The 22,555-nt window shown below is 73.5% G+C and carries 20 protein-coding genes; 7 read left to right on the top strand and 13 right to left on the bottom strand.

All coding sequences use genetic code 11. From position 1 onward, the window contains the following. Positions 1 to 131: 131 nt before the first annotated feature. The 3 genes from TCUR_RS20820 to TCUR_RS20810 all read left to right on the top strand — a co-directional run bounded on the left by TCUR_RS20820 (position 132) and on the right by TCUR_RS20810 (position 2,924). Positions 132 to 641, top strand: a complete 510-nt coding sequence (locus TCUR_RS20820; protein ID WP_012854551.1) for a hypothetical protein — start codon at positions 132 to 134, stop codon at positions 639 to 641. Then, positions 638 to 1,894, top strand: coding sequence for a glycosyltransferase family 4 protein (locus tag TCUR_RS20815; protein WP_012854550.1), 1,257 nt, complete (start codon positions 638 to 640; stop codon positions 1,892 to 1,894). Before TCUR_RS20820 ends, TCUR_RS20815 begins: the two co-directional genes overlap by 4 nt. Before the next feature lie 85 nt (positions 1,895 to 1,979). Further along, entirely contained in the window at positions 1,980 to 2,924 is a 945-nt protein-coding gene (locus TCUR_RS20810; protein WP_012854549.1) for a CDP-alcohol phosphatidyltransferase family protein, read from the top strand. Between the two features lie 42 nt (positions 2,925 to 2,966). Here the strand turns inward: TCUR_RS20810 and TCUR_RS20805 are convergent, their stop codons facing one another. From TCUR_RS20805 to TCUR_RS20780, 6 genes are all read right to left on the bottom strand, one after another. Then, positions 2,967 to 3,680, bottom strand: a complete 714-nt coding sequence (locus TCUR_RS20805) for a class I SAM-dependent methyltransferase (protein WP_012854548.1) — start codon at positions 3,678 to 3,680, stop codon at positions 2,967 to 2,969. Between the two features lie 96 nt (positions 3,681 to 3,776). Continuing rightward, positions 3,777 to 5,186 carry an SRPBCC domain-containing protein gene (locus TCUR_RS28140; protein WP_012854547.1) on the bottom strand — a complete coding sequence of 470 codons (1,410 nt, stop codon included), beginning with the start codon at positions 5,184 to 5,186 and terminating at the stop codon, positions 3,777 to 3,779. 178 nt (positions 5,187 to 5,364) lie between these two features. Continuing rightward, a complete protein-coding gene (locus TCUR_RS20795) occupies positions 5,365 to 6,222 on the bottom strand; it encodes an FAD binding domain-containing protein (RefSeq protein WP_012854546.1) in 858 nt (285 codons plus the stop codon). Beyond that, complete coding sequence (locus TCUR_RS20790; protein ID WP_012854545.1) at positions 6,219 to 8,579, bottom strand: xanthine dehydrogenase family protein molybdopterin-binding subunit; 2,361 nt, start codon at positions 8,577 to 8,579, stop codon at positions 6,219 to 6,221. The genes TCUR_RS20795 and TCUR_RS20790 overlap by 4 nt, the downstream gene beginning before the upstream one ends. Beyond that, complete coding sequence (locus tag TCUR_RS20785) at positions 8,576 to 9,097, bottom strand: (2Fe-2S)-binding protein (protein WP_012854544.1); 522 nt, start codon at positions 9,095 to 9,097, stop codon at positions 8,576 to 8,578. The genes TCUR_RS20790 and TCUR_RS20785 overlap by 4 nt, the downstream gene beginning before the upstream one ends. A gap of 163 nt (positions 9,098 to 9,260) precedes the next feature. Then, entirely contained in the window at positions 9,261 to 10,226 is a 966-nt protein-coding gene (locus TCUR_RS20780) for a LysR family transcriptional regulator (protein ID WP_012854543.1), read from the bottom strand. A 70-nt stretch (positions 10,227 to 10,296) separates the two neighbouring features. Between TCUR_RS20780 and TCUR_RS20775 the strand changes: the two genes are divergently transcribed. Beyond that, on the top strand, positions 10,297 to 11,298 hold the full coding sequence (locus TCUR_RS20775) for a DMT family transporter (protein ID WP_012854542.1): 1,002 nt from the start codon (positions 10,297 to 10,299) through the stop codon (positions 11,296 to 11,298). Here TCUR_RS20775 and TCUR_RS20770 read toward each other — a convergent pair. After that, positions 11,268 to 12,824: an alkaline phosphatase D family protein gene (locus tag TCUR_RS20770; RefSeq protein WP_012854541.1), complete on the bottom strand. Its 1,557-nt coding sequence runs from the start codon at positions 12,822 to 12,824 to the stop codon at positions 11,268 to 11,270. The genes TCUR_RS20775 and TCUR_RS20770 overlap by 31 nt on opposite strands. Positions 12,825 to 13,149: 325 nt before the next feature. Between TCUR_RS20770 and TCUR_RS20765 the strand changes: the two genes are divergently transcribed. Beyond that, complete coding sequence (locus tag TCUR_RS20765) at positions 13,150 to 13,584, top strand: cupin domain-containing protein (RefSeq protein WP_012854540.1); 435 nt, start codon at positions 13,150 to 13,152, stop codon at positions 13,582 to 13,584. Positions 13,585 to 13,599: 15 nt separating this feature from the next. Here TCUR_RS20765 and TCUR_RS26665 read toward each other — a convergent pair whose 3' ends face one another. Further along, positions 13,600 to 13,806, bottom strand: coding sequence for a hypothetical protein (locus tag TCUR_RS26665; protein ID WP_012854539.1), 207 nt, complete (start codon positions 13,804 to 13,806; stop codon positions 13,600 to 13,602). Continuing rightward, a complete protein-coding gene (locus tag TCUR_RS20755; protein WP_041440188.1) occupies positions 13,799 to 15,100 on the bottom strand; it encodes a PspC domain-containing protein in 1,302 nt (433 codons plus the stop codon). Before TCUR_RS20755 ends, TCUR_RS26665 begins: the two co-directional genes overlap by 8 nt. A gap of 205 nt (positions 15,101 to 15,305) precedes the next feature. On the opposite strand from TCUR_RS20755, the gene TCUR_RS20750 reads away from it, so the two are divergent. Together TCUR_RS20750 and TCUR_RS20745 are read left to right on the top strand one after the other, a co-directional pair. After that, on the top strand, positions 15,306 to 16,490 hold the full coding sequence (locus TCUR_RS20750; RefSeq protein WP_012854537.1) for an ATP-binding protein: 1,185 nt from the start codon (positions 15,306 to 15,308) through the stop codon (positions 16,488 to 16,490). Between the two features lie 42 nt (positions 16,491 to 16,532). Then, on the top strand, positions 16,533 to 17,165 hold the full coding sequence (locus TCUR_RS20745; protein ID WP_012854536.1) for a LuxR C-terminal-related transcriptional regulator: 633 nt from the start codon (positions 16,533 to 16,535) through the stop codon (positions 17,163 to 17,165). A gap of 12 nt (positions 17,166 to 17,177) precedes the next feature. Here the strand turns inward: TCUR_RS20745 and TCUR_RS20740 are convergent, their stop codons facing one another. The 4 genes from TCUR_RS20740 to TCUR_RS20725 all read right to left on the bottom strand — a co-directional run bounded on the left by TCUR_RS20740 (position 17,178) and on the right by TCUR_RS20725 (position 22,287). Next, positions 17,178 to 17,861, bottom strand: a complete 684-nt coding sequence (locus TCUR_RS20740) for a maleylpyruvate isomerase family mycothiol-dependent enzyme (protein WP_012854535.1) — start codon at positions 17,859 to 17,861, stop codon at positions 17,178 to 17,180. A 104-nt stretch (positions 17,862 to 17,965) separates the two neighbouring features. Beyond that, positions 17,966 to 18,421 carry an SRPBCC family protein gene (locus tag TCUR_RS20735; protein ID WP_012854534.1) on the bottom strand — a complete coding sequence of 152 codons (456 nt, stop codon included), beginning with the start codon at positions 18,419 to 18,421 and terminating at the stop codon, positions 17,966 to 17,968. Between the two features lie 53 nt (positions 18,422 to 18,474). Continuing rightward, positions 18,475 to 20,781 (bottom strand): DNA helicase PcrA, encoded by a 2,307-nt coding sequence (pcrA, locus tag TCUR_RS20730; RefSeq protein WP_012854533.1) that lies wholly within the window; start codon positions 20,779 to 20,781, stop codon positions 18,475 to 18,477. A 51-nt stretch (positions 20,782 to 20,832) separates the two neighbouring features. Next, the gene (locus tag TCUR_RS20725) at positions 20,833 to 22,287 is read right to left on the bottom strand and encodes a glycoside hydrolase family 15 protein (protein WP_012854532.1); all 1,455 of its coding nucleotides are present in this window, start codon (positions 22,285 to 22,287) and stop codon (positions 20,833 to 20,835) included. Positions 22,288 to 22,555: the final 268 nt, after the last annotated feature.

Genomic DNA, 22,555 nt, shown 5'->3' with positions numbered 1-22,555 from the left:
ACATGAGCGCCCGGTAAAGCCCTCCCGGAATGTTCCGCGGCGGGGTAACGATCGCTGCAAGGCTTGTCCGCCGTCCGGTGGCACCTGACGCCCCCAGGGCGCCGCCCGGTCATGGTGAAGGGGTGCGGAACGTGACGACCGGGCAGCTCACCGCCGACCGCTGGGCCGAGGTCGAAGAACTGTGGGCCAAGGACGGGCTGATCCGGCTGGCGGGCTCGCTGCAGGGGCCTGATCCGCTCGCGGGCCGCTGGCGGCTGCATCTGGTCCCGGCGCACCCGGCGCCCACCACCCCGCGGGCCTGGCTGAGCCTGCGCCTGCGGCGCCGGCGGACGGCCCGCCGCCGCGGGCCGGGCCCCTACGACGTCACCGTCTCAGCCGGCCGGTTCGACGTGGCCGTGCCGGTGCGGGACCTGACGCCGCCCCGCCCGTTCCGCTCCGAGCGCTGGGACGTCCGCCTGGTCTGCCACACCGTGCGCACGGAGGTGGAGATGCCCGTCGGCCGCCGCCTGGGCCGGCCGCGGGCCCGCGCCATCACCTACCCGGCGCAGTGCTTCACCGACGGGCGCGGCGCCCGCTACCGGGTCCGTCCCCGCTACACCGCCGACGACCGCCTCCTCCTTGTGAGCCGCCGGGTCCGATGAAGATCACCTACGTACTGATGCACGCCTACGGCATGGGCGGGACGATCCGCACCGTCATCAACCAGGCCGCCGCCATGGCCGAGGCCGGGCACGAGGTCCAGATCGCCAGCGTGATCCGCCGGCGGGGCCGCCCGCAGTTCCCCATCGACCCGCGGGTCCGCCTGATCACCCTCGACGACCAGCGGGGGGCGAACGCACCCCCGCGGCCGCCGCGGCCGTCCCGCACCGGCCGGCTGCTGGAGCGGCTGGAACGGCGCCTGGGCCGCCGGCTGCGCAGGCCCCGTCCCGTCCCGGTGCCGCCCGGCTGGGAGCCCGGACCCGAGGTGCCGGCGGGGGAGGCGGCCAAAGAGGTCTTCACCCGCCGCGTCGAAGAACGCGTCATCGAGTTCCTGCAGAGCCTGCAGGAAGGGGTGGTGGTCACCACCCGCCCCGGACTGAACCTGCTGTCGGCCCGCTACGCGCCGCCCCACCTGGTCCGCATCGCCCAGGACCACATGCACCTGGACCGCTACAAGCCGGACGTGCGCGAAGCGATCGCAAGCGACTACCCGCGGCTGGACGCGGTGGTCTCGCTGACCCGCCGGGACGAGGCCGCCTACCGGCGGGCGCTGGGCGGCCGGGTGCGCACCGCCCAGATCCCCAACCCGCTGCACACCCTGCAGGTGCCCCGCACCGACCACTCCGCCAAAGTGGTGGCGGCCGCCGGACGGCTGACCCGGCAGAAGGGCTTCGACCTGCTGATCGAGGCGTTCGCCCAGGTGGTGCGGCGGCACCCGGACTGGACGCTGCGGATCTACGGCGGCGGCCCCTGGGAGGGACGGCTGCGCAACCTGATCCACCGCCGCCACCTGTACAACCACGTCTTCCTCATGGGCACCTCCAGGGACCTGGACCGGGAACTGGCGCAGGCGTCCATCTACGCCCTCAGCTCCCGCTTCGAGGGCTTCGCCATGGTGGTGCTGGAGGCGCTGAACTGCGGGCTGCCGCTGGTGAGCTTCGACTGCCCCACCGGCCCCCGGGAGGTCATCCGGGACGGGGAGAACGGGCTGCTGGTGCCGCCGGAGGACCCCGGCGCCATGGCGGGCGCGCTGTGCCGGCTGATCGAGGACCGGCGGCTGCGGCGCCGCCTGGGCGCGGCGGCGATCGACACCGCGGCCGAGTACGGCCCCGAGGCGATCCGCCGCCGCTGGGAGGAGCTGTTCACCGAACTGCTCGCGGCCAAGCGCGCCGAGGGCACGGTTCTGCCCGCGTAGCGGGACGGTCAAGGGTGGGGCAAGCGATTCCCTGGCGGTCGCGATGCGCGTTCGGGTAACCGCCCCGGCCGGAAATGCTTGCCCTATGTCGACGTTCTCCCTGGACGACGTACGCCGGGTCTGCAAAGGCCGCGACGCGTGGTGGACGGTCTTCCTCGTCGACCCGATCGCGATCCGGCTCACGCGGCAGGTGGCCAACCGGACCTCGATCACCCCCAACCAGCTCACCGCCGCCGCCTTCGCGCTGGGCCTGGGCGCGGCGGCCTGCTTCGCCCTGGCCTCTCCCGGCTGGCTGGTGGCGGGGGCGCTGCTCTACCACGTCGGCTTCGTGGTGGACTGCATGGACGGCAAGATCGCCAGGCTCAAGGGCACCGGCACGGTGTTCGGCGGCTGGCTGGACTTCATGCTGGACCGGGTCCGCGACACGCTGTGCGCGGTGGCCCTGACCGGCGGGCAGTACGCCCGGACCGGGCAGGCCGCCTACCTGTACGCGGGCATGGCGATCCTGGCTTTGGACATGTTCCGGTACGTCAACGGTCCGCAGATCGTCAAAGTGCGGCGCTCGATGCGCGCGGCGATGAACGCGGCGATGCGGGAGGCCGCGGCGGACCGGCCCCGGGGCCGCCTGGAGGCGCCGCAGGCAGGGCGGGAGCGGGAGGAGGAGCCCGAAGGGGAGCTCGAACGGCTCACCGACGCCGACCTGCACCGTGCCTTCGACGCGCATTTCCCCTGGTACCAGCGGGTCCGCCGGTACCTGCTGCAGCGGCGGGTGCGCACCCATCTGGTCAGCGGCATCGAGTTCCAGATGGCGGTGTTCATCATCGGCCCGCTGACCGGGCAGATCATCGGCGCCGTCGCGGTCGCCGGCGCCCTGCTGATGTTCTTCGAACTCGTGATCATCTACAAGTTCTGGCTGTCCACCCGGGCGCACACCCGGCTGCTGGCCGAGCTGCGGCAGGTGCGCCCCATGGCCGCCGCCGGCCCCACCCGGGCCGGGCAGGGGCTCGCCCCGGCCGCCGAACCGGACTGACGGCGGCGGGGACCCGGCCGGGCGGGACCGATCACGGCCCTGTCAGGAGGACGTCAGCTCCGGGCGATGGGCCCGGGCGAACAGCGTGACGCCGGGCAGGGAGCGCACCGGCAGGTAGCGCTCCAGCATCACGACGGCGCGCAGCCCGGCGTTGACGACCGGGTTCAGCCGTCCCGCCCCCTGCGGGGCGCTGCGGTGCCGCCGCCACTTGACCACCGGACGCAGCAGCACGTTCCAGCTCCACATCCGGTCCAGCTGCAGCCCGGCGCCCTCGATGAGCGCGGCCAGGCTCTCCCGGGAGTAGCGGCGGACGTGCCCGAGCGCCACATCGTGCGCCGACCACAGCGACAGGTCGCACGGCACGGAGATCAGCGCGACGCCGCCCGGGCGCAGCACCCGGGCCAGCTCCCCGGCGGCCGTCTGATCGTCGGGGATGTGCTGCAGCACGTCCAGCGCCATCACGAAGTCGAAGTCCCCCGTCGACAACGGCAGGTAGCAGGCGTCTCCGTGATAGGCGTCGATGCCGCGCCGCTTGGCCAGCTCCACCGCCTCCGGGGAGGCGTCGATGGCGATGGCCTCCCAGCCGTGCTCCACCAGCACCCTGGTGTTGCCGCCGCCGGCGGCGCCGATGTCGGCGGCCCGCCCGGGCGGGCCGCCCAGCCGGCGCAGCTCCCGGGCGATGATCGCCCGGCGTTCCCGATACCACCAGTTGTCGTCTTCGATCGCGACGACCCGTTGAATTTCGACCGTGTCCATGGCCCCCAACCGGACAACGTTGCGTCGATGCGGTCGTCCGCATCCTTAATTACGGAACGTACCAGGTTGGCGACGAGTGGTGGTGGACCGGGGTGCTCAGCGGTGGTGCCGGCCCCTGCGCCGGCGGAACAGGTAACGCACGGTCAATAGCGCCGCCAACGCTCCCACCAGCGGAGCCGCCCGCTTGGCGACCGAGGGCCCGGCGACCTCCAGCAGGTCGATGGCGTCGTCCTCCGGCGGCCGCCGCCGGTGGGCGCCGCCCCGCCGCGCGGTGGTTTTCGGAGCAATGGCGCCGGAGGTTTCGGTCACCGCCGCCTCCCGGACGCCCTTGGCCGAATCCGCCGCGGCGGCCTCGCCCGTCTCCCGGCCGCCGGAGGAGCCGGCGGCCGCAGAGCCGGTGCCGTCCGGCGTCGCCTGAGCGGATTCGGCGGCGCCGCTCGCCGCGCCGGAGGCGACGGTGGCCCGGCCCGCCTCGGCGGGCTCGGCGGTGCCGCTCGCCGCGTCGGGGGCGGCCGTGGTCTCAGCGTCGGCCGGGGCCGTCGGTGTGGGTTCGGTGGTGCCGCTCGCCGTGCCGGAGGTGGTGGATTCAGAGGAGGGCGTGGTCTCAGCGTTGGTCGGGGCTGTCGGTGTGGGTTCGGTGGTGCCGCTCGCCGTGTCGGGGGCGGTGGTTTCGGGGGCGGCCGTGGCTTCAGTATCGGCCGAAGTCGTCGGTGCGGGTTCGGCGGTGCTGCTCGCCGCGTCGGGGGCGGCCGTGGTCTCAGCGTCGGTCGAAGCCACCGGAGCGGATTCGGTGGCTTCGGGAACGGGCGTGGTTTCGGCGTCGGCCGGAGCCGCCTGAGCCGGTTCGGGCGGGCTGCTCGTGGCCGGAGCGGTTCCGGCCGGTTCTGCGGTGGCCGTGGTTTCGGGTTCGGCGGGGCCGCCCGCCGGTTCGGTGGCGGAGCCGGTGCCGGCCGAGGCCGTGGTTCCCGGCTCGGCGGAGGAGGAGCCGGCGTCGGCCCGGGGCGGTTCGGCGGCGGTCGCGGCCTTCCCGGTGGATTCGGGGGCGGTCTCCTTCGAGACGGGGTTTTCGGCCAGTTCGGCGGCCAGGGCCTTGGCGAAACGACCGACCAGCCTGGCGCCGACCTCGGCGAGGATGTTGCGGCCGAACTGGGCGGGACGGCCGGTGACGTTCAGCTCGGTGTGGACGGTGACGCGGGTGGTGCCGTCGGTCTCCGACATGCGGGCCCGGATGGTCGCCGCCGCGGTGCCGGAGCCGCGGGCCTCCTTGCCGGAGGCCTCGATGGTCAGGGTGCGGGCGTCGGCGTCCGCCTCGACGATCTTGGCGGTGCCCCGGTAGGTGATGGTCATCGCGCCCAGCCGCACCTTCAGCCGGCCGCGGTAGTCCGTGCCGTCGATGGAGTCGAGGGTGGCACCCGGCATGCAGAGCGCCACCCGCTCCACGTCGAGCAGCGCCGACCATGCCTGATCCACCGGCACCGGAACGGTGAATTCGTGGTCGAGCTCCATCAGCGGGTTCCTGCCCTTCTCGTCAGGGGACCGATCTGGTGACTTTATGGCGGCCTGCGGCCGTACCGCCACACTTACAGGTCACCGCAGATTCTCACAGCAGGTCCCGGCAGGGCGGCCCGGGGGTGCCCCGGTGACCTGCCCCCATGGCCGCCGTGCCGGGACGCGACGGGCGCGGTCAGGACGCGCAGGCCGACACCAGGGCGCGGCGGGTCAGCACCCGGGCCAGATGCGCGCGGTACTCGGCCGAGCCGTGCAGGTCCTTTGGCGGGGAGGTGCCGTCGGCCGCGTGGCCGGCGGCGGACCGGAAGGACTCCTCGGCGGCGGGACGCCCCTGCAGGGCCTGCTCCACGGCGGTGGCGCGGACCGGTGCGGCGCCCATGTTGGTCAGCGCCACCCGGGCCTCGGCGACCTCGCCGCCTTCCCGGCGGACCGCGCAGGCCACCCCGACCACCGCCCACGCCTGGGCGGTGCGGTGGAACTTCTCATACCAGGTGCCCCACCCCGGGCCGAGCTTGGGAACGGTCACCCCGACCAGCAGCTCGTCCGGTTCCAGCGCCGAGGTCATCCAGTCGACGAAGAAACCCGCCGCCGGGATGTCGCGCGCCCCGCCGGCGGACCGCACATGGCACACCCCGCCCAGCGCCAGCACCACCGCCGGCAGGTCCCCGGCCGGGTCGGCGTGCGCCAGCGCCCCGCCGAAGGTGCCGCGGTGCCGCACCGCCGGGTCGGCCACCGTGGCGGTCGCCTGCGCCAGCAGCGGGGCGTGCGCACGGACCAGCGGGTCGTGCATCACCTGGTGGTGGGTGGCCATCGCGCCGATGAACAGCGCGTCGCCCAGGTCGCGGATCTGCCGCAGCTCCGCCACCCGCTCCAGGTCCACCAGCACCTCCGGGTAGGCCAGCCGCATCCGCAGCAGCGGCAGCAGGCTCTGCCCGCCGGCCAGCGGCTTGGCCTCCTCACCGGCCTCGGCCAGCGCCGACAAGGCCTCCTCCAGCGAGCCCGGCCGCACGTACTCGAACTGCGGGGGGATCATTCGGCACCTCCCTGCGGGTTGAGGGCGCGCCACACGCGCTCTGGGGTGCACGGCATCGGCACGTCCCGCACCCCGTAGGGGCGCAGCGCGTCCACGATCGCGTTCACCACGGCCGGGGTGGCGGCGATGGTGCCGGCCTCCCCGACGCCCTTGACGCCCAGCGGGTTGGTGGTGGCCGGGGTCTCGGTGCGGTCGGTGGTGAAGTCGGGCAGGTCGGCCGCCGACGGGATCAGGTAGTCGGCCATGGTGGTCGTGGTCAGGTTGCCCGCCTCGTCGTAGACGGCCTCCTCATACAGCGCCTGCGCGATGCCCTGGGCGAGCCCGCCGTGCACCTGCCCCTCCACGATCAGCGGGTTGACCACCCGGCCGACGTCGTCGACCGCCACGTAGGAGCGGATGCGCACGAACCCGGTCTCGGTGTCCACCTCCACGGCGCACAGGTGCGTGCCGTGCGGGAAGGAGAAGTTCTCCGGGTCGAAGGTGGCGTCGGCGTCCAGCGAGGGCTCCATCCCCTCGGGCAGGTCGTGCGCGGCGAACGCGGCCGCGGCCACCTCCTGCAGGGTCTTGGCCTCGCCCGGCACGCCCCGCACCCGAAAGCCCCCGTCGGTGAACTCCACGTCCTCCTCGGAGGCCTCCAGCAGGTGGGCCGCCACTTTGCGGGCCTTGTCGATGACCTTGTCGCAGGCGTTCACCAGCGCGATGCCGCCCACGGCCAGCGACCGCGAACCGTAGGTGTCCATGCCCTTGGGGGAGACGGAGGTGTCGCCGTGCAGCACCCGCACGTCCTCGAACGGCACGCCCAGGCGGTCGGCGGTGATCTGCGCCCAGGCGGTCTCATGGCCCTGGCCGTGGGCCGACGACCCGGTCACCACCTCGACCTTGCCGGACGGCAGCACCCGCACCGAGGCGTGCTCCCAGCCGCCGGCGCCGTACGACAGCGACCCCAGCACCCGCGAGGGCGCCAGCCCGCACATCTCGGTGTAGGTGGACACCCCGATGCCCAGCTGCACGGTGTCGCCGCGCTTACGCCGGTCGGCCTGCTCGGCGCGCAGCTTGTCGTACTCCAGCAGCTGCAGCGCCCGCTCGGTGGCCGCCTCGTAGTTGCCCGAGTCGTAGGTCAGCCCGGCGATCGTCTCGTAGGGGAACTCCTCGTGGCGGATCCAGTTGCGCCGCCGCACCTCGATCGGGTCCAGGCCCAGCTCGGCGGCCAGCTCGTCCATCAGCCGCTCGATGGCGAAGGTGGCCTCCGGACGCCCCGCGCCCCGGTAGGCGTCGGTGGGGGTCTTGTTGGTGAACACCCCGGTGCAGGTGAAGGAGTAGGCGTCCATCTTGTAGATGCCGTTGAACATGAACGCCCCCAGCAGCGGCACGCCCGGGGTGACCAGCATCAGGTAGGCGCCCATGTCGGCCAGCAGCTCCACCTTCAGGCCGCGGATGGTGCCGTCTTGCTCGGCGGCCAGCGTCAGACGCTGGATCTGGTCGCGGCCGTGGTGGACGGCCAGGTTGCCCTCGCTGCGGGACTCGGTCCACTTGACCGGCCGGCCCAGCCTGCGGGCCAGCAGCAGCGCCAGCACCTCCTCGCCGTAGACCTGCAGCTTGGAGCCGAACCCGCCGCCGACGTCCGGGGCGATCACCCGCAGCCGGTGCTCGGGGATGCCGGTGACGGTGGCCAGCATCAGCCGCAGGATGTGCGGGATCTGGGTGGCCGACCAGAGCGTGAAGCCGTCCCCGTCCGGGGCGCACACCACCGCCCGCGGCTCCATCGCGGTCGGGATCAGCCGCTGCTGCACGTACCGGCGTTCGATCAGCACGGGCGCGTCGCGCAGCGCCGCGTCGATGTCGCCGTTTTCGAACGTCCAGGTGTAGCTGGCGTTGGTGCCCAGCTCCTCGTGCACCAGGTCGGCGCCGTCCGCGAGCGCCCGCTCCATGTCCGTCACGACCGGCAGCGGCTCGTAGTCGACGTCGATGGCCTCCAGCGCGTCGGCCGCCGCGTACCGGTCCCGGGCCACCACGCACGCCACCGGCTCGCCCACATAGCGGACGCGTTCGACGGCCATCGGCGGGTGCTCGGGGTGCTTCATGTCCTCGGTGACGACCCACGCGCACGGCAGACCGCCCTGCTCGGCGGCGAAGTCGGCCCCGCTGAACGCGGCGATCACGCCCGGACGCTCCAGGGCCTCGGAGACGTCCACATGGGTGATGCGGGCGTGCGCGTGCGGGCTGCGCAGGAACGCCACATGGCACATGCCCGGCAGCTGCAGGTTGTCGGTCCACTGGGTGCGGCCGGTGATCAGCCGGGCGTCCTCGGTGCGCCGGCGGGGGCTGCCGATCTCGCGCCTGACGACGGTCTCGGTCACGGCGTCACCTCCGCTTCGGGGCGGGGGACGGCCGGGGCGTCCGCATCGCCCCCGGCGCGCATCTCGGCGGCGGCGCGCCGGACGGCCCGGACGATGTTCTGGTAGCCGGTGCAGCGGCACAGGTTGCCCTCCAGCCCCCGGCGGATCTCCGCGTCGGAGGGGTCGGGGTTCTCCCGCAGCAGATCGATCGCGGCCATGATCATGCCGGGGGTGCAGTACCCGCACTGCAGGGCGTGCTCTTCGTGGAAGGCCCGCTGCATGGGGTGCAGCTCCCCGCCTCGGCCCAGCCCTTCGACCGTGGTGATCTCGTGCCCGTCGGCCTGGACGGCCAGCACCGAGCAGCTTTTGACGCTCAGCCCGTCCATCAGGACGGTGCAAGCGCCGCAGTTGGTGGTGTCGCAGCCGACCGGGGTGCCCACTTTCCCCAGCCGTTCGCGCAGGTAGTGGACGAGCAGCAGCCGGGGCTCCACCTCGTCCTCATACGTCACGCCGTCGACCTTGGTTCTCACACGCGGCATCCGTCCTCCTTCGGGCGCCTTGAGGGGTGGGTCGGGGGCACAAGGCGCCGGGAGGTGCGCGCTGGACGGGCCGCGACATCGAGGCCACCTCCGCGGGGGGTGGGGCGACCCTTGAACGGTAAACCGTGATCGAACGGCCGACCAGACCTTGATATGACCTAATTCACACTGATTTGCGGCCCGAATCCGGCGCGCCGAGCGCCGCGTTCAGCCGCCGCACCCGTGCCGCGGCCAGCTCCACCACGGTGCGGGTGGCCGGGGACAGCTCGGCGACGGGACGGTGCACGATGCCGAACCGCTCGTGCAGCGGCGGGTCCAGCGGCGCCCAGTGCAGGCCGGGCGGCAGCCGCTCGCCCAGGCGGAGCAGGGCGCCGCGCCAGCACACCGTGTCGGCCAGGCCGCGCGCGGCGACCTCCAGTGCGGCCTCGAAGTACTCCACCTCGACGCGGGGGCGCAGCACCCGTCCGTGCGCGCGGGCCAGCTCGGCCAGCATCCGCCGGGTGGTGTCCTCGGCGCGCCAGCTCACATCCGGCAGCACCAGCGGGTGGGAGGTCAGCGTCCGCGCGGTGACCGGCTCGCGCACCCGTTCGGGGTCGGCGCTGACGTAGACCAGCTCGTCGCGCATCTCCACGGTCACCGCCAGGTCGTCGGCGTCCAGCGGCAGCGCCGCCAGGGCGGCCTCCAGCCGGCCCCGGCGCAGCTGCTCCAGCAGCTCGGCGGAGTTCTGGCCGACCAGCTCGATCCGCACCCGCGGGTGCCGCTGGAGCATGTCGGCGATCAGATCGACCCCGAGGTAGTAGTGCGCGATCTTGAAGATGCCAAAGCGCACCGTGCCGGTCAGCATGCCGCGCACCGACGAGACCGCCCGCACCGCCTCGCCGGCCGCCCGCAGCGCGGCGACCGCGTGCGGACGCAGCGCCCAGGCCGCCTCGGTGGGCACCAGACCGCGCCCCACCCGGCGGAACAGCACCGCGTCCAGGTGCCGTTCCAGCTGCCTGACCTGCTCTGACACCGAGGGCTGGGCGTAGCCGAGGGCGGCGGCCGCCGCCGTGAACGACCCGTGCTCCAAGGTGGTCAGGAAACAGCGGAACTGATGGAGGGTGATCGCCGATCCACCGTCAGTGACCAAGGATTTCCCTTCACCTGCCGCAGGAAAGCAAGGCTACCTCGATGGGAAGCGGCTCCTTACGGTCGTTGGCATGCCCTCCCCCCGATCGCGTTCCTCGCTGGGCGCCCTGCTGTGCCTGATCTCCGCGGCCGGCTTCGGGCTGTCGGCGATCTTCGCCAAGGAGACCTACCGGACGGGCGCCGGAGTGCAGACGATGCTGACGGTGCGCTTCGCCGTCGCCGCGGCGCTGCTGTGGCTGCTGGTCGCCTGGCGCCGGCCCGCCCTGCCCACCGGGCGGGCGCTGCTGACCTGCATCGGGCTGGGCGCCATCGGATACGCCTGCCAGGCGATGTGCTACTTCGGCTCGCTGGCCCGCATCGACGGCTCACTGGCGGCGCTGCTGCTGTACACCTACCCGCCCATGGTCACCGCCATCGCTATCGCGCTGCGGCGCGAACCGGTGGACCGGCGGCGGCTGACCGCCCTGGCCTGCTCGGTGCCGGGAGTGCTGTTGCTGCTGGGCGGCGGCGTCCGGCCGGGCGCCGCCAGTGGGGTGCTGCTGGCGCTGGCGGCGGCCGGCACGTACGCGATCTACCTGACCGTCGCAGCGGGCCTCCCCGAAGAGCTGGACCTGATCACCGTGTCGGCGGTCGTGTGCACCTCCGCCGCCGTCAGCATGGTGCTGATCACCGCGGGCACCGGCTCCTGGCAGCCGCCGGCGCAGGCGAGCGGCTGGGCGTGGACGACGATGCTGGCGATCTTCTCCTCGGTGGTGCCCATCGTCTGCATGCTGGCCGGCATGCGCATGGTCGGCGCATCGACGGCGGCGATCCTCTCCTACGCCGAACCGGCGGTGGCCGTGGCCTCCACCGCCCTGGTCTACGGCGAACGCCTGAGCGCCGCGCAGCTCCTCGGCGGCCTCATCGTGCTGCTCGCCGTCTTGATCCTCAGCGTGGAACGCCCCGGCACGCCGCCCGCCCCGCGTCGCGTCCTGGACCGGATCGCGCCCGGCCGCCGAAGCCGGCGGCCGGAACGCGAAGAACCGGAACACGAAGGGCGGGCTCAGCGCACGGGCGACAGGGCCTGCGTGTAAAGGACGGTGCCGTCGAGGTCCCGCAGCCGGACGGTCATCACCCCGCTGCGGGCGTCGATGTCCACCTGCCCGAAGAACTGGTAGCCCTCGGCGGGGGAGGCGTTGGCGCGCGGCGGGGCCTTGAAGAACTTCACCTGGGGGCCGAAGGTGCCCTCCAGGCGGTTGGGGCCGAAACCACCGGCGTTCAACGGGCCGGAGACGAACTCCCAGAACGGGTCGAACCTGGTGAAGGCCGCCTTGGCGGGGTCGTAGTAGTGGGCCGCGGTGTAGTGCACGTCGGCGGTCAGCCACACCATGTTGCGGACCTTGTGCCGCTGGGCATGGGAGAGCAGCTCGGCGATCTCCCGCTCGCGGCCCAGCGGCGCCCCGTCGTCGCCCTGGGCGATGCCCTCCTGGGCGGTGCCGTCCGGCACGACCAGCCCGAGCGGCAGGTCGGCGGCCATCACCTTCCAGGTCGCCGTGGAGCGGCGCAGCTCCCGCTTGAGCCAGGCCAGCTGCTCGGCGCCCAGCACGCCCCCGGTCTCGGTGGGGGAGGTGTTGGGGGTGTTGGGGTTCTTGTAGGTCCGCATGTCCAGGATGAAGACATCCAGCAGCGGACCGTAGGAGATCTTGCGGTAGATCCGGCCGCCCCGGGGCGCCTGGGCGGCGATCGGGGTGTACTCCATCAGGGCGCGGCGGGCCCGGGCGGCCAGCACGTCCACGCGCTTTTCGGTGTAGCGGGCATCGTCGAGGATCTCCCCCGGGTACCAGTTGTTGACGACCTCGTGATCGTCCCACTGGTAGATCATCGGGACGCGGGCGTTGAAGGCTCGCAGGCAGGCGTCCTCCAAGTTGTAGCGGAACTGCCCGCGGTAGTCGGCCAGCGTCTGGGCGACCCTGCTCTTCTCCTCGGTCACCACGTTGCGCCAGGTGCGGCCGTCCGGCAGCGCCACGGTCTCGGTGAGCGGCCCGTCGGCGTACACCCAGTCGCCGCTGCACAAAAAGAAGTCCGGGTCGAGCGCGCCCATCGCGGTGAAGATCCGAAAGCCGCCCAGCTCGGGATTGATGCCCCAGCCCTGTCCGGCCAGGTCGCCGGACCACACGAACCGGATGTCGCGGCGGTGCCGGGAAGGGGTGCGGAAAGACCCCTCGACGGGGGCGGACAGCAGCGCGTGCCGGTCCAGGTCGGCAAGGCGCACCCGGTAGCAGATCCGCTCCCCGGCCGGCAGCCCGCGCAGGAACACCTTGCCGGTCAGATCGGTCTTGGGCGTCAGCACCGGGCCGCGGACGGTCCGGAAACCCCGGAAGTCGGGGCGGCGGCTGATGTCGACGAGCATCCGCGCCGGGCGGTCGGCGCGCGCCCACACCACGGCCCGCCCGGCGGTCACATCGCCGCTTTGCACGCCGTGGGTCAGACGCGGCCGCCCCCGCCGGATCAGCGCGGGGGCCGCGGCGGCGGGCGCGGTCGGCGCGGCCAGCGGGGCCGGCATCGCGCCTCCGCCGATGAGCAGCCCGCCGCGCAGTACGGTTCGCCGGTCGAAAGTCATGGTCAAGCTCCGTTTCCTCGGTGGAGGACGACCGCATGCTGCCGGGCTTGAACGTCTGCCGACCGGCACCGCCGTGGCCGAAGGGTTAATACCGATCGACGTGATCGACTTGACAAGTGCCGGTGGGCGCGGTCTGCTAGGCGCATGTCAGCGCGTGCCCGTCTTCGCAGCCACCAGGGTTCCTCCGTCGTGGCCGCCGCGCTGTGTTCCTGTTGTTGTTGTCGCTGATCACCGCGTTTTCAGCTCGGTAGGCACCTGCAGTCCGGCAGTCCGCCCGCGCGGCCGTTGCGCGGGCCCCTCGACGACAACAACCCAAGGACTCCTCGTGGACCTCGACGTCGTTCCCGACCTCACCATGCGCGGCCAGGACGACCCGCACGGCCTGGCCGCTCAGCTTCCGCCCACCGTGGGCCAGCTCGCCGCCCGCATCGGCGAACTGGCCGCCCGCCCGGACCGCTGGTGGCACCTGGTGCGGCCGGATCCGGCGGCCCCCGGCCAGGTGGCGCTGGAGGAGACCGGCGGCGTGCGGGTGTGGCTGACCACCTGGCCCCCCGGCCACCGCACCGACGTGCACGACCACGGCGGCACGCACGTCAGCACGGTCGTGGCCGGGGAGCTGACCGAACGCGTCCTGACCGCCGACGGCGTCACCGAACGCCCGCTGCGCGCCAACCGCGTCCGCGTCCACGGCGGACGCACCCATGAGATCCACAACCCCGGCCCGGCCTACGCCATCACGCTGCACGCCCGGCTCGGCTGAGCGCGGCCGGCCCGGTCAGTGGCTTCGGCGGCCGCGGGTCAGCACCCGGACGACGCCGACCAGGCCGAGCCCGAGCAGCACGGCCGCGGCCAGGATCTCCGGCGGCGCCACCGGCTCGCCCGACAACCCGGTCACCAGGAAGACCCCTGCTGCGGCCAGGAAGAACAATCCCGCCACCGCGGAGCCGGGGTCGAACCGGCGCTTCATCCCGCCGTCAGACATGCCGCACCTCCACGTCCCCGACCTTGACCCGCACCCGCAGCTCGATGACCGGCGGGTCGCCCTCCCCGGCGCTCCGCGGCTCCAGCACCCGTTCGACCTGCACGAACGGCCCGCCGTCGAGGCGGCTGTTCACGGTCAGGTCCCCCAGGGCGATCCGGCCGTCCAGCTCCACCCGGGCCCGGCCGGGCACGGTGATCGTCAGTTTGCCGCTCAGCACCTCGGCGTTGACCCGGATCCGCCGGCCCGCGCTCAGCGGAAGGGCGGTCAGGTCCAGCCGCCCGCTGCCCACCCCGAGCCGGTAGGTCTGCTCGGTGCGGGAGGCGTCGGCGGGCCGCCACTCCACGTTCCCGAACCTGGTGCCCTTGGGCGTCTCGGCCACCGCCGTGGAGGTCAGCAGCCCCAGCGTCAGCACGGTGCCGACGGTGGCCAGCCCGCTGGGCCGGCCCGCCCAGCCGCCGATCAGCAGGCCCAGCCCGATCACCGCCAGGGCGGGCGCGGCGACCAGGTGCCCGCCGTAGATCCCGTGGTCGCCGTGCAACGCGACCGGGATCATCGCCGCCGCCGCCATCATCGCCGACAGCAACACGACGGAGGTCAGCGCGCTGTGGCGCCCGCATCCCCGCTTCGGCTCGCCGCCTGGGTCCGCGGGGGCGTCCGGCGGCCGGCTCCAGCAGGACCGCCCGCCGGGCGCGGCCGGATCATCGGTCACGCCGCCTGCAGGAGGATCGGCGGGACGCCCGGCCGCCGCGGGGACGTCCTTGACCAGGCTCACCCGCTTGTCCAGGCTCACCCGGCCCTCCGGCGGGGCCGGGGCGTCGGGGGAGACCGGCTGCCCCTGCAGGCGTTCGGGCAGATCGCGGGCGAGCTGGGCGAAGTCCACCTTGCGGGCGTGCGCGACCAGCAGCACCAGCGCGAGCACCGTCACCCCGGCCAGCGCGTCCCCCGACAGCGGCCTGCCCGCCGTCACGACCATCGTCAGCAGGCCCAGCAGCCCGCCCAGCAGGACCAGCACCGTCCCGGCGTCGAAACGCCGCCGCAGCATCTGCTCGGCCGGGGCCAGCGCCTGCGGCGCAGGCGGCATCAGCAGATAGGCCGCCAGATACAGCAGCAACCCCTGACCGTTGGCCAGGAGCAGCACAGCGAACCCCACCCGCAGGACCACCGGGTCCACTCCCAGGTACCGTCCCAGGCCCGTGCACACCCCCGCGACGAGAAGTCCTTCCGGAACGCGCACCAGCCGGGGACGCTCCGGCGCGGCTTGCGGGCCGGTCGTCGTGCTCTGCTGCTCGGCCATGCCACCCATCGTGACCTTTGGCGCCCGGGACCGGTATCCGGGACCACCCTGACCCGACCCTGAGAACGAACCGGGAAACCCGGGGGAGGCGCCCGATGCGCCCGCTTGCGTTTCGTGTGACGATCGGTGCGGCGCCCGCCGGACCTTTCCGCGTCCACATGTGCGGGAAGGCCCCACCACCGCGGAAGGAGGCGCGACCACGGCGATGGCCGACCCAGGCAGCGGCGAGGACACCCAGACCGGCCCCCGGATGGAACGGGCCCGTGACGGCCGGCTGATGGCCGGTGTCTGCCGCGGCCTGGCCGACCATCTCGGCCTGGACGTCCTCTTCGTGCGGCTGGCCTTTGCGTTGCTGACCGTCGCCGGCGGGCTGGGCGTGGCCGCCTATGTGGCGCTTTGGCTGCTGGTCCCCGAACGCGACGACGCCCGGCCGATCCGCATCAGCTCCCGCGACTGGGCCCAGCTGGCGGCCTACGGGACGCTGATCACCGGCCTGTGCGCCATCACCTGGGGGGCCGGGCTGGCCCAGGCGGCGCTGTGGCCGCTGCTGGCCGGCGGGATCGGGGCGGCCACCTTGTGGCAGCAGGCCGACCGCGACCAGCGGCAGCGCTGGCTGCGCACCACCACCGTGCCGCTGCGCCGCATGTGGCTGCGCAGCCTGGTCGGCCTGGCCCTGGTCATCGCCGGCATCGGCGGCTTTCTGGCGCAGAACGTGCCGGCCGCCCAGGTCCGCGAGGTGCTGATCGCCACCGCCGTGCTCGCCTGCGGGCTGGCGCTGATCGCCACCCCCTGGCTGGTGCGGCTCTGGCAGGAGCTGGACGCCGAGCGCCGCGAGCGCATCCGCTCCCAGGAACGCGCCGAACTGGCCGCCCACATCCACGACTCGGTGCTGCACACCCTGACGCTGATCCAGCGCAACGCCCACGACCCCCGCGAGGTGCAGCGCCTGGCCCGCTCCCAGGAACGCACCCTGCGCAACTGGCTCTACCAGCCGCAAGGCGACCCGGACCGGACGCTCGCGGCGGCCGTGCGGGAGATCGCCGGGGAGGTGGAGGACGCCCACGGCGTGCCCATCGAGGTGGTCTGCGTCGGCGACTGCCCGCTGAACGCCCGGCTGAACGCCGCCCTGCAGGCCGCCCGCGAGGCCATGGTCAACGCCGCCAAGTACTCCGGCGCCCCGTCGGTGTCGGTCTACGCCGAGGTCGAGGGCGAGAACGTGGCCATCTTCGTACGGGACCGGGGCAAGGGCTTCAACCTGGACGCCGTCCCGGACGACAGGATGGGCGTGCGAGGCTCCATCATCGGGCGCATGGAGCGCAACGGCGGCAAGGCCACCGTCCGCACCGCCCCCGGGGAGGGCACCGAGGTCCGTTTGGAGATGACAAGGTGAGCGGGCGCCCCCATGGCGCGCCGCCGAACGGAAGTGAGACCGATGGCAACGACCGTGGTGCTGGTGGACGACCACCAGATGTTCCGCAGCGGGGTCAAGGCCGAGCTCGGCGACGGCGTCGAGGTCGTCGGCGAGGCCGGGGACGTCGATGAGGCGATCGCCGTCATCACCGCCACCGAACCCGACGTGGTGCTGCTGGATGTGCACCTGCCGGGCGGCGGCGGCATCGAGGTGCTGCGCCGCCTGCACGGCAAGGTCCGGTCCCGTTTTCTGGCCCTGTCGGTCTCCGACGCCGCCGAGGACGTCATCGGGGTGGTGCGCGGCGGCGCCCGCGGCTATGTCACCAAGACCATTTCCGGGCCGGAGCTGACCGACGCCATCGGCCGGGTCGCCGAGGGCGATGCGGTCTTCTCGCCCCGCCTGGCCGGTTTCGTGCTGGACGCCTTCGCCGCCACCGCCGCGCCCCCCATCGACCCCGAGCTCGACCAGCTCACCCAGCGCGAACGCGAGGTGCTGCGGCTGATCGCCCGCGGCTATGCCTACAAGGAGATCGCCAAGGAGCTGTTCATCTCCGTCAAGACCGTGGAGACCCACGTCTCCAGCGTGCTGCGCAAGCTGCAGCTGTCCAACCGGCACGAGCTGTCGCGCTGGGCCGCCGCCCGCCGCCTGGTGTGAAAGGACGCGCCTTCAGCCCAGGGTCAGCCAGCGGATTCCCAGCTCGCGCACGGTGTCCTGCTCCGGCTGGGTGAGCGGGAGACGGCCGGTGGCCTTGCGCAGGAAGGTCGTCTGGTCCCAGCCCAGCCGCCGGACGCGGGGCACCTCCTGGGGGTCCAGCATCAGCGTCTCCAGCGCCTGACCGGCCTCGGGCGTCAGCCAGGGCTCCCGTTCCAGCGCGGCGGCCAGGTCGAAGCCGTGCACGGCCACCTCGACGACGCGGGTGAGCAGGAACTCCGACAGCAGCATGGCGTCGCCGTGCCGGGTCACCACCACCCGCCCGGCGGGCTCGGCCAGGCACAGCCGGTGGATCTCCCGCCAGGTGCGGGCGAATTCCTCAGCCAGCGCGGCCCCGCTTTTGTGCTCGGCGGCCTCCTCTTGTGCCTGCGCGACCCGGGAGGCGTTCTCCTGCGGGGAGAACCGCTCGTCCGGCCGGTAGTACTCCACCGCCGACACCTCGGCGCGTTCCGGTGACGGGCCCTCCAGCATCGCCGCCGTCCGGCCGACCGCCAGCAGGACGTGCCCCGCCAGATCCCGCACCAGCCACGGCGTACAGGCCGTCGGCCGCTGCCAGTCCTGCTCGGTCAGCTCCTCCAGGACCTGGGAGAACCGCTCGGACTCCGCCTGGAACGCCGTCAATACATCGCCGTTTTCCACGGCGGAAGAGTAACATTTCCCGGTTTGGCTCCCAGGTGTGGAAATTCTCCACTGGCCTATCGGGGCGGGCGATGCCCGTCACCCCTGGCGGGCCGGGCCGCCCCTCACCGCGGGCGGCGGGCGGGGCAGGAGGGCGGGCAGTGCTCGGCGTGGCGGGCCAGGCCCTCGGCGGCCCGGCTCAGCAGGCGGGTCAGCACCGCTTTCATGAGGGCGCCGGTGCCCGGGATCCGCCGGGTGAAGCAGGCCTGCCAGCGCACCGCGGTGCCGCCCTCGGGACGGGCCCGGAAGGTGACGTCGGCGCGGTAGTCGTCCACCGGCAGCCCGGCCAGCATGCGGTAGGCGTACCGCGTGGGCGGCTCGTAGAGCACGGCCTCCTCGCGGGCGGGCCCCATCTGCCGCACCGCCCCGACCCCGTCGCCGGTGCCCACTCCCGGGCGGATCCGCCGCGCCCGGCCGGGCAGCCCGCTCCACACCGGCCAGGCCTCGGCCACGGCCACGTGCGCGAACAGCACCTCGGGCGGTGCGCTGGAGGTCGCCGTCAGGTCGATGGTGTACTGCATGCCGCCTCCGCTGGTGAACCGCCCTTTACGGTAGGCGGTTCAGCCGCCGGACACTACAGCTTCTCCAGCGGGGCGTAGCGCAGCACCAGGCGTTTGACGCCGTGGGTGCCGCCGAAGTCGATGCTGGCGGCGGTCTTGTCGCCGGTGCCGTCCACCGAGATGACCGTGCCCAGCCCGAAGGAGTCGTGGGTGACCTTGTCGCCGGGGGACAGGGCGGGGACGGCGCGGGCGCTCGCGGAGCGGGCGGCGGGACGGGCGGCGGCCATGGCGGTCAGCGAGCCGGGCGCGGGCATCGCGGCCTCGCGCTCCCACTTCACCAGCGAGGAGGGCACCTCCGACAGGAACCGGGAGGCGGGGTTGACCTGCGGGGCGCCCCACGCGCTGCGCATCACGGCGCGCGTCAGGTACAGCCGCTGCCGGGCCCGGGTGATGCCCACGTAGGCCAGGCGGCGCTCCTCCTCCAGCTCCTGGGGGTTGCTCATGGCCCGCAGGTGCGGGAAGACGCCGTCCTCCATGCCGGTGAGGAAGACCACCGGGAACTCCAGGCCCTTGGCGGTGTGCAGGGTCATCAAGGTGACCACGCCCTGCTCGTCCTCGGGGGCGCGCTCGCCCGGCGGGATGGGGGCGCCCTTGGTGCCGGGGATGGCGTCGGCGTCGGCGACCAGCGAGATCTGCTCCAGGAAGTCCACCAGGCGGCCCGCGGCGCCGGAGGGCGCCTCCTCTTCCTCCTCCTCGGCGGCGGGGACGCGCTCGGCCAGGCGGTCTTCGAACTCGCGGGCGACCGCCTCCAGCTCGCGCAGGTTCTCGATGCGGGTCTCGTCCTGCGGGTCGCGGGAGTTCTGCAGCTCGGCCAGGTAGCCGGTCTCGGTCAGCACCGCCTCGATCAGCTCGGCGGGGGTGGCGGTGGCGGCCCGCTCGCGCAAATCGTCCATCAGCGCCACGAACTCGCGAACCGCCTTGGCCGAACGGGGGGCCATGCCGGGCACCTGCTCGGGGGTGCGCAGCGCCTCCCAGAAGGTGATGCGCTCGCGGGCGGCGTGGGCCTCCACGCACGCCTCGGCCCGGTCCCCGATGCCGCGCCGGGGGACGTTCAGGATGCGCCGCAGCGAGACGGTGTCGGCCGGGTTGGCCAGCACCCGCAGGTAGGCCAGCAGGTCGCGGACCTCCTTGCGCTCATAGAAACGCACCCCGCCGACCACCTTGTACGGCAGGCCGACCCGGATGAACACCTCCTCGAACACCCGGGACTGGGCGTTGGTGCGGTAGAAGACCGCCACATCCCCGGGACGGGCCAGCCCCGCGTCGGTGAGCCGGTCGACCTCGGCGGCCACGAAGGCGGCCTCGTCATGCTCGTTGTCGGCCACATAGCCGACGATCTTCTCGCCCTCGCCCTGGTCGGACCACAGCCGCTTGGGCTTGCGGTGGGCGTTGCGCTCGATCACCGCGTTGGCCGCCGACAGGATCGTCTGGGTGGAGCGGTAGTTCTGCTCCAGCAGGATCGTGGTGGCGTCGGGGAAGTCCCGCTCGAACTCCAGGATGTTGCGGATGGTGGCGCCGCGGAAGGCGTAGATCGACTGGTCGGCGTCGCCCACCACGCACAGCTCGGCCGGGCCGACGTCCTCCCCGGGGCTCTCGGTGAGCAGGCGCACCAGCTCGTACTGGGCGTGGTTGGTGTCCTGGTACTCGTCCACCAGGATGTGCCGGAACCGCCGCCGGTAGTGCTCGGCCGCCTCCGGGAACGCCTGCAGCAGGTGGACCGTCGTCATGATCAGGTCGTCGAAGTCCATCGCGCCGGCCTGCTGCAGCCGCGCCTGGTACATCTCGTAGGCCTCGGCCAGCTTCTGCTCCAGGTGGGTGGAGGCGCGGGCCTTGAAGGCCTCATAGTCGATCAGCTCGTTCTTGAGGTTGCTGACCTGGGCGGAGAAGGACTTGGGCGGGTAACGCCTGGGGTCCAGATCCAGCTCCCGGCACACCAGCGCCATCAGCCGCTGGGCGTCGGCGGCGTCGTAGATGGAGAAGTTCGAGGGAAAGCCCAGCCGGCGGGCCTCGCGCCGCAGGATCCGCACGCAGGCGGAGTGGAAGGTCATCACCCACATCGCCCCCGACCGGGGGCCCACCAGCGCCTGGACCCGCTCGCGCATCTCCCCGGCGGCCTTGTTGGTGAAGGTGATCGCCAGGATCTGGGCCGGGTGCACGTCCCGTTCGGCCAGCAGGTAGGCGATGCGGTGGGTCAGCACGCGGGTCTTGCCCGAACCGGCCCCCGCCACGATCAGCAGCGGGCCGCCGGTGTGCAGCACGGCGGCGCGCTGCTGGGGATTGAGACCGTCCAGCAGCGGGTGCGAGGTGTCGGTGGCGCTCATCACCCGCGAGTTTACGGCCCGGCGCCGACTTCGCGGTCCGGGTTCGGCCGCTCACGGGGGCGGGATGGGCAGCGGCTCCTCCAGCGCCGCCAGGGTGAGCAGCACCAGCGCGGCCGTCCAGCCCAGTGGGGCGACCGCGGCCGGGCGGCCGGCGGAGTTGACCTTCTCCGGCAGCGCGCCCAGCTCGGTGCGGTGCTCGTTCAGCCAGTCCAGCCTGCGCAGGGCGTCCTCCACCCGGCCGCAGGCGGCGGCGTTGAGGGCGAACAACGCCATCTCCGGGGTCCAGGCCACGGTCTTGGCGCCCCGCCAGCGCTCCCCGGGCAGCACCCCGCCGTTGGGCAGCCGCAGCCGCCGGGCCGCCTCCAGCACCGCCGCCTCCACGCCCGGGTCGGCGGGGGCGAACGGCGGCCCCAGGAAGGTCGGGGAGGTGTCCATCAGCCCGCCCGCGACCGGCGAGCGCGGGTAGCCGTGCGGGGCGAACGCCTGCGCGATCGCCTCCGCCAGCCGCCGGGCGGCCCGCCGCCAGCGCCCGGCCTCGGCGGCATGGCCGATCCGGGAGGCCAGGTCGGCGGCGGCGCGCAGCCCGGTCAGCACCGGGCCGGCCACCCCCAGCGTGGGACGGTGCGGGTCGGCCTCCTTATCGGGGTCGCGTTCGAAGTAGTCCGGCGACGGCGGCGGCAGCCCCGCGGCGTCCAGCGAGCCGGCCAGATAGTCGGCGGCCCGGCGCACCATCGGCCACAGTTCGTCCGCCCCGGGCGCCGAGGAGCCGGCGGTGACGAACCAGCCCGCCCACAGCACCCAGCCCAGCGAGTCGAGCTGGGGGGCGCGGCCGTCGGCCACGGGGGAGCCGTCGGGCCGGTAGCGGGCCGCCCACAGCCCCGAGTCGGCCTGCACCCGGGCCAGGAAGCGCAGCACCCGCCGGGCCTCCTCCGGGTGCCCCGACACCTGGAAGGCCGCCGCGACGAACGCCGCGTCCCGCGGCCACACATACCGCCAGTGCCGGTACCAGGAGGCCGTGACGGCGCCGTCGACGCCGGTGAGCAGCCGCAGGTCCAGCAGCGCCCGCACGGCCATGTCCCGGTACACCGAGTCGCCGCCGGGAATCCGCCCGTCGGCCAGCCACAGCCGGTCGCCCCGCACCGCCACCGCCACCCGCGGGTCGTCGCCCGCCACGGTGATCGGCTGCCGCCCGCCGGACCGGATCAGCCGCACCCGCCCGTCGGCCAGCCGCACCACCGAGCTGTCGGGCAGGTAGGAGGCTCCGGCGGCCTCGTCGGCCTGCAGCGGCTGGTAGGCCAGCGGCCAGCCGCCGCCGCCGATCAGCCCCGGCGAGGTCCACTGGGGGCGGGGCCGGCCCGGCAGGGTGGCGCCGCAGGTCGCGGCGAGCAGCATGACCATCGCGAAGGCGACCAGGCGGCGGGTCCGCCGGCGGCGCGCCGCGCCGCCGCGCCGGGCGGGGCGGGCGGCCGGTGGGCGGACCGGCCCGCGCCGGGTCTTCGTGCTCATCGTCGCGCCGCTCCCGAACCCTCGTCCGACGGAATCCGTGCGTGCATCAGCTTCTCAGCACCCGCCCCACCCGTTGTCACCTGCGGGCGGAGCCGGTGCGCACCAGCTTTCACCATGCCTCGTCCCGCCGTTTCGCAGGGTCATCCCACCGGGTTGTCACCTTTCCTCACAGAGTGGACCCGCTTTCGTGTCAGGGGACCAGGGTTTTATAGGCTGCTCGATCGGAGCAGACCGCTCTGGTCGCCGCGCGTACAGCCCGCATCGAACC

This window comes from Thermomonospora curvata DSM 43183 (assembly GCF_000024385.1).
GTDB lineage: Bacteria > Actinomycetota > Actinomycetes > Streptosporangiales > Streptosporangiaceae > Thermomonospora > Thermomonospora curvata.
The sequence above is the reverse complement of the archived record's forward strand: the minus strand, read 5'-3'. Positions and strand labels throughout refer to the sequence as shown.

Bases quoted from the DNA above. Each gene is read 5' to 3' on its own strand.
- TCUR_RS20815 (WP_012854550.1), top strand. From the start codon at position 638: ATGAAGATCACCTACGTACTGATGCACGCCTACGGCATGGGCGGGACG.
- TCUR_RS20805 (WP_012854548.1), bottom strand. From the start codon at position 3,680: ATGGACACGGTCGAAATTCAACGGGTCGTCGCGATCGAAGACGACAAC.
- TCUR_RS28140 (WP_012854547.1), bottom strand. From the start codon at position 5,186: ATGGAGCTCGACCACGAATTCACCGTTCCGGTGCCGGTGGATCAGGCA.
- TCUR_RS20810 (WP_012854549.1), top strand. From the start codon at position 1,980: ATGTCGACGTTCTCCCTGGACGACGTACGCCGGGTCTGCAAAGGCCGC.
- pcrA (WP_012854533.1), bottom strand. From the start codon at position 20,781: ATGAGCGCCACCGACACCTCGCACCCGCTGCTGGACGGTCTCAATCCC.
- TCUR_RS20775 (WP_012854542.1), top strand. From the start codon at position 10,297: ATGCCCTCCCCCCGATCGCGTTCCTCGCTGGGCGCCCTGCTGTGCCTG.
- TCUR_RS26665 (WP_012854539.1), bottom strand. From the start codon at position 13,806: ATGTCTGACGGCGGGATGAAGCGCCGGTTCGACCCCGGCTCCGCGGTG.
- TCUR_RS20750 (WP_012854537.1), top strand. From the start codon at position 15,306: ATGGCCGACCCAGGCAGCGGCGAGGACACCCAGACCGGCCCCCGGATG.
- TCUR_RS20725 (WP_012854532.1), bottom strand. From the start codon at position 22,287: ATGAGCACGAAGACCCGGCGCGGGCCGGTCCGCCCACCGGCCGCCCGC.
- TCUR_RS20735 (WP_012854534.1), bottom strand. From the start codon at position 18,421: ATGCAGTACACCATCGACCTGACGGCGACCTCCAGCGCACCGCCCGAG.
- TCUR_RS20795 (WP_012854546.1), bottom strand. From the start codon at position 6,222: ATGATCCCCCCGCAGTTCGAGTACGTGCGGCCGGGCTCGCTGGAGGAG.
- TCUR_RS20785 (WP_012854544.1), bottom strand. From the start codon at position 9,097: ATGCCGCGTGTGAGAACCAAGGTCGACGGCGTGACGTATGAGGACGAG.
- TCUR_RS20770 (WP_012854541.1), bottom strand. From the start codon at position 12,824: ATGACTTTCGACCGGCGAACCGTACTGCGCGGCGGGCTGCTCATCGGC.
- TCUR_RS20745 (WP_012854536.1), top strand. From the start codon at position 16,533: ATGGCAACGACCGTGGTGCTGGTGGACGACCACCAGATGTTCCGCAGC.
- TCUR_RS20755 (WP_041440188.1), bottom strand. From the start codon at position 15,100: ATGGCCGAGCAGCAGAGCACGACGACCGGCCCGCAAGCCGCGCCGGAG.